Source organism: Ornithinimicrobium carbonis (assembly GCF_977012275.1).
Map to the genome: position 1 here is coordinate 103,347 of NZ_OZ348993.1, position 14,159 is coordinate 117,505.

General features: G+C 76.8%; 12 protein-coding genes. 4 read left to right on the forward strand and 8 right to left on the reverse strand.

Features of this window, described 5'->3' with window-relative positions; genetic code table 11:
- Positions 1-43 precede the first annotated feature (43 nt).
- From ACWHYA_RS00395 to ACWHYA_RS00410, 4 genes are read right to left on the reverse strand one after another with little or no spacing between them, the layout of a single operon-like run.
- Positions 44-1,330 carry an SIS domain-containing protein gene (locus ACWHYA_RS00395; RefSeq protein ID WP_425939907.1) on the reverse strand — a complete coding sequence of 429 codons (1,287 nt, stop codon included), beginning with the start codon at positions 1,328-1,330 and terminating at the stop codon, positions 44-46.
- 3 nt (positions 1,331-1,333) lie between these two features.
- A complete protein-coding gene (locus ACWHYA_RS00400; RefSeq protein ID WP_425939905.1) occupies positions 1,334-1,555 on the reverse strand; it encodes a Trm112 family protein in 222 nt (73 codons plus the stop codon).
- Positions 1,548-2,981 (reverse strand): phosphomannomutase/phosphoglucomutase, encoded by a 1,434-nt coding sequence (locus ACWHYA_RS00405; RefSeq protein ID WP_425939904.1) that lies wholly within the window; start codon positions 2,979-2,981, stop codon positions 1,548-1,550. The genes ACWHYA_RS00400 and ACWHYA_RS00405 overlap by 8 nt, the downstream gene beginning before the upstream one ends.
- A 43-nt stretch (positions 2,982-3,024) precedes the next feature.
- A complete protein-coding gene (locus ACWHYA_RS00410) occupies positions 3,025-3,399 on the reverse strand; it encodes a DUF3499 domain-containing protein (RefSeq protein ID WP_425939902.1) in 375 nt (124 codons plus the stop codon).
- A gap of 81 nt (positions 3,400-3,480) precedes the next feature.
- Between ACWHYA_RS00410 and ACWHYA_RS00415 the strand changes: the two genes are divergently transcribed.
- A complete protein-coding gene (locus tag ACWHYA_RS00415; RefSeq protein ID WP_425939900.1) occupies positions 3,481-3,867 on the forward strand; it encodes a metallopeptidase family protein in 387 nt (128 codons plus the stop codon).
- A 157-nt stretch (positions 3,868-4,024) separates the two neighbouring features.
- Here ACWHYA_RS00415 and ACWHYA_RS00420 read toward each other — a convergent pair whose 3' ends face one another.
- Genes ACWHYA_RS00420 through ACWHYA_RS00430 form a run of 3 tightly spaced genes read right to left on the reverse strand, consistent with a single transcriptional unit; the run spans position 4,025 to position 9,770 of the window.
- On the reverse strand, positions 4,025-6,019 hold the full coding sequence (locus ACWHYA_RS00420; protein WP_425939898.1) for a DUF5719 family protein: 1,995 nt from the start codon (positions 6,017-6,019) through the stop codon (positions 4,025-4,027).
- Complete coding sequence (locus tag ACWHYA_RS00425; RefSeq protein WP_448095483.1) at positions 6,016-9,504, reverse strand: glycosyltransferase; 3,489 nt, start codon at positions 9,502-9,504, stop codon at positions 6,016-6,018. Before ACWHYA_RS00425 ends, ACWHYA_RS00420 begins: the two co-directional genes overlap by 4 nt.
- Positions 9,501-9,770 carry a WhiB family transcriptional regulator gene (locus ACWHYA_RS00430; protein WP_075958776.1) on the reverse strand — a complete coding sequence of 90 codons (270 nt, stop codon included), beginning with the start codon at positions 9,768-9,770 and terminating at the stop codon, positions 9,501-9,503. The genes ACWHYA_RS00425 and ACWHYA_RS00430 overlap by 4 nt, the downstream gene beginning before the upstream one ends.
- 267 nt (positions 9,771-10,037) lie before the next feature.
- Between ACWHYA_RS00430 and ACWHYA_RS00435 the strand changes: the two genes are divergently transcribed.
- Entirely contained in the window at positions 10,038-11,159 is a 1,122-nt protein-coding gene (locus tag ACWHYA_RS00435; protein WP_425939894.1) for a 2-phospho-L-lactate transferase CofD family protein, read from the forward strand.
- Positions 11,156-12,295: a coenzyme F420-0:L-glutamate ligase gene (locus ACWHYA_RS00440; RefSeq protein WP_425939892.1), complete on the forward strand. Its 1,140-nt coding sequence runs from the start codon at positions 11,156-11,158 to the stop codon at positions 12,293-12,295. Before ACWHYA_RS00435 ends, ACWHYA_RS00440 begins: the two co-directional genes overlap by 4 nt.
- 70 nt (positions 12,296-12,365) lie before the next feature.
- On the opposite strand, the gene ACWHYA_RS00445 is transcribed toward ACWHYA_RS00440, so the two are convergent.
- Positions 12,366-13,346 carry a DNA-3-methyladenine glycosylase family protein gene (locus tag ACWHYA_RS00445; RefSeq protein WP_425939890.1) on the reverse strand — a complete coding sequence of 327 codons (981 nt, stop codon included), beginning with the start codon at positions 13,344-13,346 and terminating at the stop codon, positions 12,366-12,368.
- Between the two features lie 64 nt (positions 13,347-13,410).
- Between ACWHYA_RS00445 and ACWHYA_RS00450 the strand changes: the two genes are divergently transcribed.
- Positions 13,411-14,139 (forward strand): TIGR03089 family protein, encoded by a 729-nt coding sequence (locus tag ACWHYA_RS00450; protein ID WP_425939888.1) that lies wholly within the window; start codon positions 13,411-13,413, stop codon positions 14,137-14,139.
- Positions 14,140-14,159: the final 20 nt, after the last annotated feature.

Consider the following 14,159-nt stretch of genomic DNA (forward strand, 5'->3'; position numbering starts at 1 on the left):
CGGCGCGCTGCGTCAGCCGACCCGGTCGCGGACGTCCGCCCGCTCAGCCACGGGTCCGGTCCCGCAGGTCGGCCACGTGCGGGCTGACGGAGGGGTCCAGCCCCAGCCCGAGCGCCATGTAGGTCGCGGTGAAGTCGACCATCGCGACGTGGTCGGCGAGGCGCACGACCGGGTCGCCCTGTGCGGCGCGCACCTCCATCACCCGCACGCCGGCCTCCTGGGCGGTGCTCAGCACGGCCTCGGTCAGGGCGTCTGCCTGCACCGAGTCGCGGGTGGGCGGGTCGACCGGGGCGTCGCGGAGCATCAGCAGCCCCAGGGGCGGCAGCGTGGGACCGTCGAGGTAGGGATCGGAGAAGATGTCCCGCCCGCCCTGGGGGCTGCGCCGGCGCTCCATGAGCTCACCCTCGGGCTCGTCGAAGTGGTGCGGCTCCCAGGAGCTGGTGTCGATGTCGCCCAGCCGGATCCGCCGCTCGTCGTAGGTGCCGGGCCGCGGCCCGCCCCGCGAGGTGTAGGGCCCGTCGAAGCAGGCGACGATCCCGCTGGCCGCGTCGGGCAGCTCGCCGAAGGGGGCGGGCATCCGGGCGGTGCGGGCCAGCATGGAGGAGGCGCGGGCGGCCGCGACCCCGCCCAGCGGCCCGTCGCCGAGCACCACGGGGACGGTCTCGGCGAGCTGCAGGGCGAGGAGCTTGGCCGGGTTGACGAACGACTCGGAGGTGGGGCGCAGCTCCTCGGCCCGCTCGTCGAGCCGGTCGGCGACCCGGTGCAGCACGCCCTCCGGGGCGTCGAGCAGCCCGAGCCGGTCGGCCCCCACGAGCACCGGGGTCAGCAGGGTCCACAGGGCCGTCCGGGAGCTGGTGCGCTGCCGACCGGTCCCCACGTGGATCCCCCGGGCGCGCCGGGTGACCTCCGCAAGGGGCGAGTCGTCCGCTCCCACCGTGAGCAGCGAGGCACCTCGGCGCGCGGCCTCGGCGGCGACCGCCAGCGGACCCGGCGCCCGGCCCGACAGGGACACCGCGACGACGAGGTCCATCGGACCGACCCAGCCGGGCAGCGGCAGGTTGCGCCGGGCCTGGACGGGGACCGGCGACCCCGGCTCGGCCAGCAGCTCCAGCACCTCGGCCACGATCGAAGAGCCACCGATCGCCGCGACGAGCACCGACCGGGGGCGCTCCTGCGCCGCCAGCCGGTCGATCCCGGCCTCGGCGCCCAGGTGCAGCGCCTCGCGGACCTGTGCCCCGGCCGTCGCCAGCGCCCGCAGGGTGGCCCGGGAATCCTTGCGCTGCAGCTCGTCCGGATCGTCCAGGAGCGCCTCGTCCAGGTGGGGGGCCACCGGTCAGTCCCCGTCCTCGACCGTCACGACGGTCGCGTCGTCGACGAGCAGCACCGGGATACCCTCGACCACCGGATAGCGGCGGCGACGACCGGGGCCGTCGCAGTCCTGGGCGCACTGCAGCGCCGGCAGGCCGTCCTCGTCGAGGACGTCGACGAGCTCGTGCCGTCCGACGGGGCAGCGCAGGATCTCCCGCACCCAGGGTTCGTACTGCGGCCTAGCCATCTGCGTCCTCCTGTCGTACCAGCTCCAGGACGGCGTCCCGGACCTGCTCCATGGTCGTGGTGTCGGCCGCCTCGACGTTGAGACGCAGCAGCGGCTCGGTGTTGCTGGCCCGCAGGGAGAACCACCACAGGGGGGCCTCCTCCCGCGTCATCACGAGCCCGTCGAGGGTGTCGGCGGTCGCACCCCGGGCCGCGGCCCAGTCGCGGGCCCGCCCCACGGCGGACGGCACGTCGGCCACGCGCGAGTTGATCTCCCCGGACGCGGCATACCGCTCGTAGCGGGCAACCAGCGCCGACAGGGGCCCGTCCTGCTCGCCGAGGGCCGCCAGCACGTGCAGCGCGGCGAGCATCCCGGTGTCGGCGTACCAGAAGTCGCGGAAGTAGTAGTGGGCCGAGTGCTCGCCGCCGAAGACCGCCTCGTGCTCGGCCATCTGCGCCTTGACGAAGCTGTGCCCGACCCGCGTGCGCACCGGCCGGGCGCCCAGCGCAGAGACGGTCTCGGGCACGGCCCGCGAGCAGATGACGTTGTGCACGACGGCGACCGAGGATGCCTCGACGCCGCGGGCGACCTCCTTGGCGATCTCCCGGGCGGCCACGAGCGCGGTGATCGCGCTGGGCGAGACCGCCCGCCCGGCCTCGTCGACGACGAAGCAGCGGTCGGCGTCCCCGTCGAAGGCCAGGCCAAGGTCCGCCCCGTGCTCGCATACCGCGGCCTGCAGGTCGCGCAGGTTCTCCGGCACCAGCGGGTTGGCCTCGTGGTGGGGGAAGGTGCCGTCCAGCTCGAAGTACAGCGGCACCACCCGCACCGGCACGTCGGCCTGGTCCAGGACCGCGGGCACGGTGTGCCCCGCCATGCCGTTGCCCGCGTCGACGACGACCGTCAGGGGCCGGCCGCCGCGCAGGTCCACCAGGGAGCGCAGGTATGCCGCGTAGTCACCGAGCACGTCGGTGGCGTAGAGCGTCCCGGCCCGGTCGGCGGTGTGCAGGTCGTGCAGCCCGCCCCGGTCGAGCAGCCACTGCGCCAGGTCGCGGACCTCCGCGAGCCCGGAGTCCTGGCCCACGGGCCGGGCTCCCCGCCGGCACAGCTTGATGCCGTTGTAACCGGCCGGGTTGTGGCTCGCGGTGAACATCGCCCCCGCGCGGTCCATCGACCCGCTCGCGTAGTAGAGCTGGTCGGTGGAGGCCAGGCCGATCATCGTCACGTCGACGCCGTGCGCGGCCACCCCGTCCGCGAACGCCTGCGCGAGCTCCGGGGAGGAGGCGCGCATGTCGTGCCCCACGACGAGACCCTGCTCACCCTCGGGCAGCACCACGACCTGGGCGAAGGCCGAGCCCAGGACGCGGCATACCCCCGCGTCCAGCTGCTCGGGCACCAGGCCGCGCACGTCGTAGGCCTTGACGACGTCGGCCAGTCTCACGGAGGTCACAGCAGGCAAGGGTACCGACGCCCGCCGGGGCCGGTGCGGGTGCTCAGCGGTCGCGCAGCATGCGCAGGTGGCCGCGCCGGGCGATCTCGGTCACGGTGGCCCCGCCGCCGCTGTCGTTGCCGCCACGACCGTCGACGTGGACGACCGTCCCGCGGTGCTCGCGCACCGCGTCGGCGAGCGCGGCCAGGTCGTCCACCGGGGGGCGCGGCTCACCTTCGGGCAGCTCGATCCGCACGACGTCCCAGCCGCGCGGTGCGGTGAGGCGACCGGCGTGCTCCTCGCACAGGTCGTAGGAGTGCGGCTCGGCGTAGGTCGCCAGCGGTCCCAGCACCGCCGTCTGCTCGGCGTAGACGTACGTCAGCGTCGACGACGCCGGGCGGACGCACGCTGTCTTGGAGCACTGGCGGGAGACGGTCACAACACCCCACTGTAGGTGCCCGGGCCGACATTCCCGTGGAGGCACCCCGACCACCCCCGGCCCAGGGGTTACTGTCGGGGCGTGAGCAGGCGTCGGGACCGGCACGGCCGGGGCATGCGGGGGCCGCTGGCGTGGCCCCGCGTCCCCGTCATGACCACGGCGGCGGCCCGCTTCGACGAGATGGTCCTCGACGCGGCCGAGACCCTCGAGCGGCGGCTGGGTCACGAGCTGGGGGTGGAGCTGGCGGTGGAGGACGTGCCTCCCTCCGACCCCGCCCCGTGGGAGGACGGCGTGCCCCTGGGCCGGCTCTTCCCCGCCGAACGCAACCTGGCCGCACGGCTCGTCGTCTACCGGCGGCCGGTGACCCACCGTGCCCACGACGAGCCCGAGCTCGCCGCGCTCGTCCACGAGGTGATGGCCGAGCAGCTGGCGCGGATGTACGGGCGGGACCCCGAGGACCTGCTCTAGCTGTACTGACCTCTAGCCGTCCGAACGGGCGGGACCCCGAGAACCTGCTCCAGCCGTCTCGTCGGCCTCCGTGCTCCAGGCCTCTCGAAGCGGACCGCCCTGCGACCGGCCGTTCTGCTGTCCGGAACCTCCTGGGCCTTCTGTGCAGGGTGTGCGCTCAGGGCACCGCCGGACGCACCGTCGTGACCGTCGTGGTCCACGGGACGGCGGGCAGGGTGGCGGCCGCGAGGAACGGACCGCGCCCGTCGGCCCCGGAGACGTGGACGGCGGCGACCACCCCGGCGCCGGGTGCCGCACCCCTCGGGTCGGTCGTCGTGATCCAGACGGCCCGCGTGCCTGCGGGCACGTCCAGAAGGCGTCCGGTGTCGTTGGCGAGCTCCACGTCCTCGGTGACGGAGCCGCCGTCCTGGTCCAGCCAGTGCACGGTGGCGGTCGTCGCGTCCACGGCGCTGAGCACGAGCCGGGCCGCCCCGCCCGGCACGGCGGCAGGGTCGGGCAGCGCCGTCCCGACGGGGTCCGCGGTGGGCACGGTGGCCGACACCCACGCCAGCTCGCCCGCCGTCCGGACGAGCGGTTCGGCGACGGACCCTTGCGGTGGACTGGCGGTGGCCCCGGCCGTGTCGGTCCCGGGCGCTGTCGTGACCGCGGCACCGTCGGCCGGGGCGTCGGTCACGACCGCCTCGTCGCGAGACGGTTCCGTGGCGACGGCCTCGTCGTCGGGGGCGTCGGTGGCGGCGGACCCGTCAGCAGCGGCATCGGTGGCGGCCGCGTCGTCGACGGACGCCTCCTGCGGCTCCGACTCCTGCGGGTCGACCTCCAGACCCACGGCGGCCACGACGGGTGCGTCCGACCGCAGCCGCAGCCCGGTGGTCCCCGCAGGCAGGTCCCCGAGGTCGACCTCGAGGATGCGTCCGGAGGCGAGGCGGGTGACCAGGTCGGGCAGCCGCACGGCGCCGTCCTCGGTCAGCGCTGTGACGTCGACGACCGCCTCTTCCTCGCCGGGGGCGAGCAGGCGCAGGGTGGTGCGGTGAGAGCTCCCGTCGGGCGCGGACGGCAGGGCCGGGAGCGCGATGTCCTTCGCCGGTGCGACCGTCCCGGCCGGCGCCACCGTCCCCGCGCCCAGGTCCGTCGTCCCGTCCCGGACCAGGAGGTTCAGGTGGGCGGCCACCGGCCCGCCGGTGGCCGAGACCGCCACGACAGGGGCCTCGACCCCGGGGGCCAGGGCGGCCAGCTGGTGGTCGGCCCGTCCCCCCGGGGGGACGACCAGCCCGGTGGCACCGGTCGTGGCCACCTCCCCGTCGACCCCCCATACCCGGACGGTGACCGTGACCGGGTCAGGGCCCGGGTTGGTCAGGACGAGCAGCTCGGTCGCCCCCGCCCCGCCGCCGCCGCCGACGAGCCACTGCTCCTCGGCCGCCCGGACGCAGGGGGCCAGGGCGGCCCCGCGGACGCCGGCACCGGTGCCCACGGCCAGCTGGGCACCGACCAGACCCGGTGCGGCGTCGCCCTCCCCCACCACGAACGCGGCGGAGCCGCCCGGCAGGTCGAGGATGCTCGGTCCGGGGGGCCGCAGAGCCTGGCCGTCGTCAGCGTCGCCGGAGAGGACGAGTCGTGCACCCTCGTCGTTCTCGCCAGCCTCCTCGTCCTCGGGCCCGTCCTCGTCCTCGCGGCCGTCCTCGTCCTCGCGGCCGTCCTCGTCCTCGGGCGCGGGCGCAGCACCAGGGACGGCCTGCGGGCTCGACCCCGAGCTCTGCCGTGACCCCGGCGCCGTACCGACGCTGGACACCGACTGCGGAGCCTGGGCGGCGACGACCTCCACGGTGGCATCCTCCGCCTCGGAACCCCCGGGGCAGGCGAGCGCCGCCGAGCCGACGGGCACGACCTCACCCGGGGCCGACGTCATGGCGGCGTCGTCCGTTCCCGGACGTTCCTCCGGGCCGACGAGGGTGCCGCCGTCGACGGCGGTCGCCGCGCCCACGAGCCCGGCCAGGGCGAGCGCGGCGAGCCCCGTGCGCCACCACCGGGACCTCCCCGCCGCCCAGGAGCGGGGCGGTGCGACGGTCGCACCCGCAGGACCTCCTCCGTCGGGCGACGTGCCACGGTCCTCCGGCGAGCTGCCGTCGTCGTCCGGTGCCAGGTCGGAGGTGGTCATCGGTCCTCCTCGGGGGTCTCGGGCTCGGGTCGTCCGAACGGCAGGGCCAGGAACGCGGTGACGGCGGCCAGCAGGAGCGCGACGAGGTGCCAGGGCAGCGCGGGCCGAGCGAGCCACAGGTCCAGGTCGTGGCTGCCCGCCGGCAGCGCCACGATCCCGTCGTCCCCGACCGGCACGTCCGCCCCGTCGACCGAGACCCGGGCCGCCTGCGTCCACCCCGGCCCCTCGGCCACGTCCAGGACTGATCCCTCGGGCAGGTCCTCGACCCGGTCGGTGGCAGTGCCGTGGGGGCCGGTGCTGTCCACCCTGGTGACCAGCTCACCCGTGGCGTCGAGCACACGCACCCGGGAGGCCACGTTGTCGGCCATCCGCCAGAGCACCTGACCCGGCGGTCCTCCCACCCGGGTCAGGCCGGGCAGCGCGTCCACCCGGGTCACCAGCGGGTCGTCGTCGTCTGCGGTCACCAGGACGTAACCGACCGCCAGCCCGTGCAGCCGGGCGAGCGTCTCCTCCCCGCCGCCGCCCACCACGGCCGCGGCCACCTCCTCGACCGGTCCGGGCGGTCGCACCCCGACGGCCAGCTCGGCGGTGCGGTCCCGGAGCACCCTGGCCGGTTCGATCTCGCGTCCCACCAGGTCGACGACGACCTCCGGGCCCGCGGGCGAGAGCACCAGCGTGCGCGGGGCCGACGGGCCGTCCGCCTGGGCCGCGGCCACCGGGGGCAGGACCGGTGCCGCCTGCTCGAGGCCCGAGGGCGCGGGACGCCACACGGCCACGGCCGCGGGCACGAGGGCGGCCAGCACCACGAGGACCGCCGCGACCGCCGTGGCCAGCGCGCGGGGACGGCGGACGGCGGAACGCAACGGCTCGCCACGGCGGGGTCCGTGCGAGCGCCACGACCGGTCCACGAGCAGGGCGGTCGCGAGCAGCAGCGACGCGCCGGTCAGGGAGAGCATGGTCCCGGGCCACGCGCCGACGTCCAGTCCCGCCTCCGCGTGCCCGGCCGGCAGCACGCCCAGCCCGGCCCTTCCGGCGGTCAGGGCCAGGAGGAGGGTCAGGAGGGCGCCACCCACGAGGACGGCCGCACGGCGGCCGGCCCGTCCCGGCAGAGCGGTCCCCGCCAGGGCCGCCAGCCACCAGACCAGGGCGGCCCAGAGCGGAAGCGCCTGCAGACCCGCCGGGTCGACGGGACCACCCGCCGCAAGGAGGGTGGTCTGCCACGCCGGCACGTCGGTGGTGCCACCGGGCAGGACCGCGGTCGCCCCCGCCCCGCCCACCAGGCGGACCGGGTCGGTGGCCATCGCGGGCACCCAGGGGAGCAGCAGGGCCCACGGCAGCAGCGCCAGCACAGCACCGCGCCACCGGACGCCGCGGCCGAGGGCCAGCAGGAGGATCCCGGCCACGGTGGCCGGGAGGAGCACCGCCGGGACCCACTGGGCGGTCAGCGCCACCGCCAGCGCGGTGGCGAAGACGGCGGCGGTGCGCCGGACGCCACCGCCCCTGGTCGCGGCGACGGCGAACCCGGCCGCCAGCAGCGGTGCCATGAGGTGCACCACGACGGGACCCACGCGCCCCTCCCCCACGGCGGCGACGAGCGGGGTGGCCGCCGACCAGCCCAGGGCCAGCACCGCCCGCAACCACCGCCGTCGGGTCACCCGCCGCAGGGCCACGTAGGCGGTGAGCAGCGCCACCGGCGCGGATGCCAGCAGGATCCAGCCGAGGGCGACACCGGCGGCGTTCGGCGCGCCCCCGGCCCCGGCCACCGCCTCGACCACCCTGGTGAGACCGGCCCAGGGCAGCAGCCACGGCTCCGGCGGGTGGTCGTGTCCCAGCCCCCCGCCCCGCCACCCGTCGAGGGCCGAGCGCCACAGGTCGCCCGACCCGGCGGCCGCCGCCCCGAGCTCCCCACCGGCCGGCCCAGCACCACCCGGGCGCAGGTCGCCGAGACGCTCGCGCCAGGTCCACGCCGTGGCGACCAGGACGGCGAGCAGGGCCAGCGCGAGCGGCCAGCTGGTCCACGGGGTACGGCGGTCCTCGCCCGTGAGCTCGGCCAGCTCGTCGGAGACCGGCCCGGTCTCGGGCACGGCCCGGCCGCCGGCCGCCGGACCGGTCCGTCGTCCCGGTCGTCGGGTCCGGGGGTCCAGGGCGTCCCCGACCGTGTCCAGGGTGGAGCGCCAGCCGGCGGTGGTCGGAAGGAAGAGGGCGTGCAGGTCCCCGGGCCGCACCGTTCGTCGGCTCCGGAACCGCCACCGGGCCCGCATGCCGCGCGCCGGGGACAGCACCGCCCGCACGTCCGCCCACTCGTCGGCGGCCTCGGCCGGCCGCTTGACGAGCAGCAGCAGGAGCGCCGCGAGGGTGCTGGTGAGCAGGACGCCGAGGGCCCGCCACGGAGAGGTCCAGGCCGACCCTCGGGCGAGGGCGAGCTGACGCTGGCGGATCCGGGTCCGGCGGGGATCGCGCACGCCGAGCCCTTCGTCTCCCGTGCGGACGACGGCGTCGGGCGCGACGACGACGCGGTGGCCGGTCAGGTGGGCCCGCCAGCCCAGGTCCAGGCCGTCGACGCCGTCGTCCCCGAACTCGGCAGAGAGACCCCCGGCGCCCTCGAGGGCGTCGCTGCGGACGAGGGAACCGACCAGCGGCACACCCAGCACGTCCTGACGCAGGTCGAGCTGGCCCTGGTCGACCAGGGCGGCCGACCGCCCGTCGGCCTGTCGTCCGGCGGGGGTGAGGTGGTGCCCCACCGCGACGAGCAGACGGGGGTCGTCGGCCCGCACCAGCTTGGGGCCCACCATCCCCACGCGGCTGTTGCGGCGCACGGCCGCGACCAGGCCGGACAGTGCGGACGGCTCGGGCAGGCTGTCGTCCGGCAGCAGCCAGACCCAGTGGTCAGGGTGCATCGGCAGGATCGCCCGGGCGTCCTCGACGGCCCGCCACCGGGGCGGCGCATGCGGTGCGGGGATCCCCTCGGGGGTCGCGACCCGCGCGTCGGGCGGCGCGGTCCCCACGTCGGACGTCGGAATCCCGGCGTCGGACGCCGCGGTCCCCACGTCGGACGTCGTAATCCCGGCGTCGGACGCCGGGGTCCGCACGTGGGGGGTCTCGCCGCCGACCTCGGACGCCGGGGGCTCCGCAGCGGTCGACGGGCGGTCCCCCTCGGGCGCGGGACCCCGCGACGCGCCACCGGGGGCGTCAGGACCGGCAGCGGCGTCCGCGGGGACGGGCCGGACGAGCAACGGGACGCGCTGCTCGCGCACGAGTGGGTGGTTCCGGGCCGCAGGGACCCGGGGGTCGTCGGGGGAGGTCCCGGTGAGGACGAGCCGCTGGGGCCGGCGGGACTGGGCGGCGAGGGCGTCGAGGAGGCCGTCCAGGAGCGGGCCGTCGGGGCGGGTCAGGACGACGACGGTGACGTCGTCCACCCGGACCCGACCGGCGGGGGTCGTCACGGGGTCGGAGCGGGGCGGAGCAGGGCGGGGCCCGTCGGTCACACGGCGCGCTTCTTGAGCTTGCGCCGCTCACGCTCGGACAGACCGCCCCAGATGCCGAAGCGCTCGTCGTTGGCCAGGGCGTACTCCAGGCACTCGGCGCGGACCTCGCAGCCCACGCACACCTTCTTGGCCTCGCGGGTCGACCCGCCCTTCTCCGGGAAGAAGGCCTCCGGGTCGGTCTGCGCGCACAGGGCACGCTCCTGCCACGAGGCCTCGTCGACCTCGTCGGCCCCGCTCAGCAGGCTCAGCATCTCCATCTCGTGCATGGCTCCTCCTCGACCTTTCGCCAACACGTGCACCGCGTCCCAGCCTCCGAGCTGCCTTCGGACGAACAGACCGCGATGGGTGAATTACACGCGTGTCATCCGCCGTAGTCAACCCCAGATCTGCTAGGAGTCCCCCGGCGTGCACCCCGCTGCCGACGTCCCCGCCCCCGCCCGAGTGCCGTCGTGGAGCGTCCCGTCGCAGGTGGGCGGGGGTGGCGACCCCGCCCGGGTGCGGACGGGACGCGGCCCGCCCGCACAATGGAGAGTATGCAGATCACCGCACTGTCCGGCGGCGTCGGCGGGGCCAGGTTCGTCCGCGGCCTGGTCCACGAGCTGTCCCGGCGGTCCCCCGGGGAGCAGGTCGAGGTCACCGTCGTCGGCAACACGGGGGACGACATCACCCTCTTCGGGCTACGGGTGTGCCCCGACCTGGACTCCGTCCTGTACACCCTGGGAGGAGGGGTCGAGGAGGAACAGGGCTGGGGCCGGGAGGGTGACAAGCACGAGGTGATGGGCGAGCTGGCGGCGCTGGGCGTCCAACCGCAGTGGTTCGGCCTCGGCGACCGGGACCTGGGCACCCACCTGGCCCGCAGCCTGTGGCTGCGGCGGGGGGCCACGCTCTCGGAGGTCACCGCCCGTCTGGCCGCCCGGTGGGGCCTGCCCGAGCAGGGCGTGCGGCTGCTGCCGGTCACCGACACCCCGATCGAGACCCACGTGGTGGTCCGGGACGACGGACCGGGCGGGGGCGCTCCCGGGGACGACGGTGCCGGCTCCGGCGAGGCTGCCCCCTCCGGCGAGGCTGCGGCCGCTTCCGACGAGGCTGGCTCCGACGGGGCTGCGCCCTCCGGCGAAGGTGCGGCCTCCTCCGGCGCGGGTGCCGCCGGACCCTCCGAGCGCGCCATCCACTTCCAGGAGTGGTGGGTGCGTCACCGGGCCGCGATCCCCGCGCAGCGCTTCACCGTCGCCGGGCTGTCCGCCGCCACCCCCGCTCCCGGTGTCCTGGAGGCGATCCGGGGGGCCGACGTGGTGCTGCTCCCGCCGAGCAACCCGGTGGTCTCCATCGGCATCATCCTGGGCGTCCCCGGGGTCCGGGACGCCCTGCGCGGCACCCGGGCCCCCGTCGTGGGCGTCAGCCCCCTCGTCGGCGGCCGCCCGGTCCGCGGCCATGCCGACGCGTGCCTGGCCCCCCTCGGGGTGGAGGTCAGCGCCGCCGGCGTGGCCGGTCTGTACGCCGACCTGCTCGACGGCTGGCTGGTGGACACCGCCGACGAGGGCGCGAGCTATCCGGCACGGGTGCAGGTGCGCGCCCTCGACCTGCTGATGCGCGACGTCGCCGGGGCCGCCCGGATCGCCGGGGCCGCCCTCGACCTGGCCGACGAGCTGCGGTGAGCGACCCGGTCGACGGGCTGGTGGTCCTGCCCCTGCGCGGGATCCCCGAGCTGGGCGCGGACGACGACCTCGCCGCTCACCTGCTCGGCGCTGTCCGTGCCCACGGTGGACTGCGGGACGGCGACGTCCTGGTCGTCTCCAGCAAGGTCGTCTCCAAGACGGCGGGGCTGCGGGTCGGGAGGGACGACCGCCGTGGCCGCGAGGGCGAGGTCCTGCGTCGCAGCCGGCGCGTGGTCGCCGAGCGCGCCACCCCGGCCGGCACCACCCGGGTGGTGGAGTCCGAGGCCGGTCCGGTCATGGCCGCGGCCGGGATCGACGCCTCCAACACCGGCCCCGAGGGTGGCCTCCTCCTGCTGCCCGCGGACCCGGACGCGGCGGCTGCCGCGCTGCACCGGGCCCTGGCCCGAGACCTGCCACCGGGCACCCGGTTCGGCGTCCTCCTCACCGACACCGCCGGCCGGCCCTGGCGCGCGGGGCAGACCGACCTCGCGCTCGGGGCCCACGGCCTCGCCGTCGTCGACGACCTGCGCGGTGGGACCGATCACGACGGTCGCCCCCTGGCGGTGACGACCCGGGCCGTCGGCGACGAGCTGGCCGCGGCGGCCGACCTCGTCAAGGGCAAGGCCGACGGCGTGCCTGCGGCGCTGCTGCGCGGACCGGCGGTGACCGCGCTGGTGGAGGGGACGGACACCGGCCGGCCAGGCCCTCCCGGCGGCGCTTCCGGGCTGGTGCGGACCGGTCCGGGCGACTGGTTCGCGCTGGGCCACCGGGAGGCGGTTCGCGCCGCCCTCGGGGTACGGCCGGGCACCCCCCTGGCCGACGAGGTGGGCATCGCCTCCGTCGCGCCCGAGGAGGATGAGGCCCGTGGGGCCCGGGCCGTGCGGGTCGCGCTCGTCGGGCACGCCGGTGCCACGATCGACGGCTCCGCCGCCCAGGGGTTTGCCGTGTCCGCGCCCGACCCGGTGCTGGCCGGCCGGGTGGCGGCCCGCCTCGAGGTGGCGCTCGCCGGGGAGGACCTGGCCAGCGACGTGCACGTCCGGAAGGGGCACGTGGTGGCGGACGCCCCCGCAGGACCGACCGGCGCCGACGGGCGACCTGACCAGGAGGACCCGACCTTCCCCGCCGGGGCGACCTGACCAGGAGGGCCCGACCTGCCCCGCCGGGGCGACCCGCCGGGCTGGACCCGACCGACGGACCCCTCCTCCCTCAGCCCGTGGGCAGGTGCCGGCGGGGCGCCATCCTCGGACCCCGCCGGGGCCGGACCGCCCCGGAGAGCTCGAGCAGCCGCTGGACCCGGTAGCGCTGCCCGGCGTAGGGCCGCAGCAGCTCCACGAGCGCCTGGTCGTCCACCGGACGGCCGGTCAGGGCCCAGCCGATGTTGGCCGCCACGTGGTAGTCGCCGAAGCTCACCGCGTCGGGGTCGCCGAGCGCCCGGTGCGCCGTCTCGGCCGCCGTCCACACCCCCACCCCCGGGATGCTCACCAGGCGGCGACGGGCCGCCACGAGGTCCAGCTCCGGAAGCTCCTCGAGCCGGCCGGCGACCCGGGCGACCCGCACGACCGTGGCCGAGCGCTGCGGGCTGACGCCCGCGCGCAGCCACTCCCAGCTCGGGATCTGCGCGAGCACCGCCGGCGGGGGCGGCACCCGCAGCCCCAGCGCACCACCGGGCCCCGGTGCGGGCTCGCCGAAGCGCTGCACGATGCGGCGCCAGCCCGAGAACGCCTCCTGACCGGTGACCTTCTGCTCGATGACCGCGGGGACGAGCGACTCCAGGACCAGCCCGGTCCGGGGCACCCGCCACCCCGGGTGCAGCCGCAGGGCCCGGGCGACGAGGTCGTGGTGGGCCACGAACCTCTCGGCCCCGTCGTCCTCCTCGCCCAGCATCGTCGGCAGCCGCTCGAGCACCCAGCGGGCTCCCGGGCCCCAGGCCTCGCCCAGCACCGCCGCCTCGGCCGGCCGGGTCGTCGTCCGCAGCGTCACCGGCCCCTCGGGCGTGCTGGTCGCCCGCCACAGGGCACCGGCCACCATTCGCCAGGCCGGGTCCCCCGCGCCCCGTCTCAGCACCCCCCAGGTGGCGCGGACGTCGACCGGCCAGGCAGCACGCCATACCCTCCGGACCGGGCGGGCACCGCCCGACCCGGTCGGGGGCGCACCGCAGGGGACGGCACCCAGGCCCGTGGCTGTCACCGGGACACTGTGCCCCTCCCGGGCGGGGCGGCGCAAGGTGCGCCCAGCGGCTAGCGTGTAGCCCGTGCAGTTCCCTCCCCAGGTGCTCGCCGACGCCGTCGGCGCCGACGCCACCCGTCCGGCGATCACCTTCTACGACGACTCCCCCGAGGCCGCCGGCGAGCGGATCGAGATCTCCCGCCGGGTGCTGGCCACCTGGGTGGCCAAGGCCGCCAACGCCCTGCAGGAGTCCTTCGACGCCCAGCCCGGGACGGTCGTCCTCGTCGACCTGCCCAGCCCCCACTGGCGGCTCGTCTACTGGGCGCTGGCCGCCTGGTCGGTGGGCGCGACGCTGACCGTGGACGCCCACGAGGGCGCCGACGTGCTCGTCACCACCGACCCCGACAGCGCCCTCGCGGACGACTGCGACGAGGTCGTCGCCGTGGCCCTGCCGGCCCTGGCGCGGGCCTACGGCGAGGAGCTGCGCTCCGGCGTCATGGACGAGGCGGCCGAGCTGGCCGGGTTCGCGGACGACTTCAGCGCCTGGGACGAGGCGGAGGAGGAGGACACCGCGCTGGTCCACCACGGCGAGCGCCTCAGCTACGCCGAGCTGCTGGACGACCTGACCGAGGTTCCGCGCGGCGCCCGGGCCCTGGTGACGACCACGGACCCCGGTCTGACGGTGCGCCAGGTCCTGCAGGTCCTGGCCGCCGACGGCTCCGTGGTGCTGGTGCGCGGCTCCGCGGGCGGCCCGGCTGAGCGGCTGGACGCCGAGGGCGTCACGCACCGCTGCCCCGGCAGCCTGACGGGCTGAGCAGGCGGGTAGCCTCGCCC

Bases quoted from the DNA above. Each gene is read 5' to 3' on its own strand.
- ACWHYA_RS00435 (WP_425939894.1), top strand. From the start codon at position 10,038: ATGCAGATCACCGCACTGTCCGGCGGCGTCGGCGGGGCCAGGTTCGTC.
- ACWHYA_RS00430 (WP_075958776.1), bottom strand. From the start codon at position 9,770: ATGCACGAGATGGAGATGCTGAGCCTGCTGAGCGGGGCCGACGAGGTC.
- ACWHYA_RS00400 (WP_425939905.1), bottom strand. From the start codon at position 1,555: ATGGCTAGGCCGCAGTACGAACCCTGGGTGCGGGAGATCCTGCGCTGC.
- ACWHYA_RS00420 (WP_425939898.1), bottom strand. From the start codon at position 6,019: ATGACCACCTCCGACCTGGCACCGGACGACGACGGCAGCTCGCCGGAG.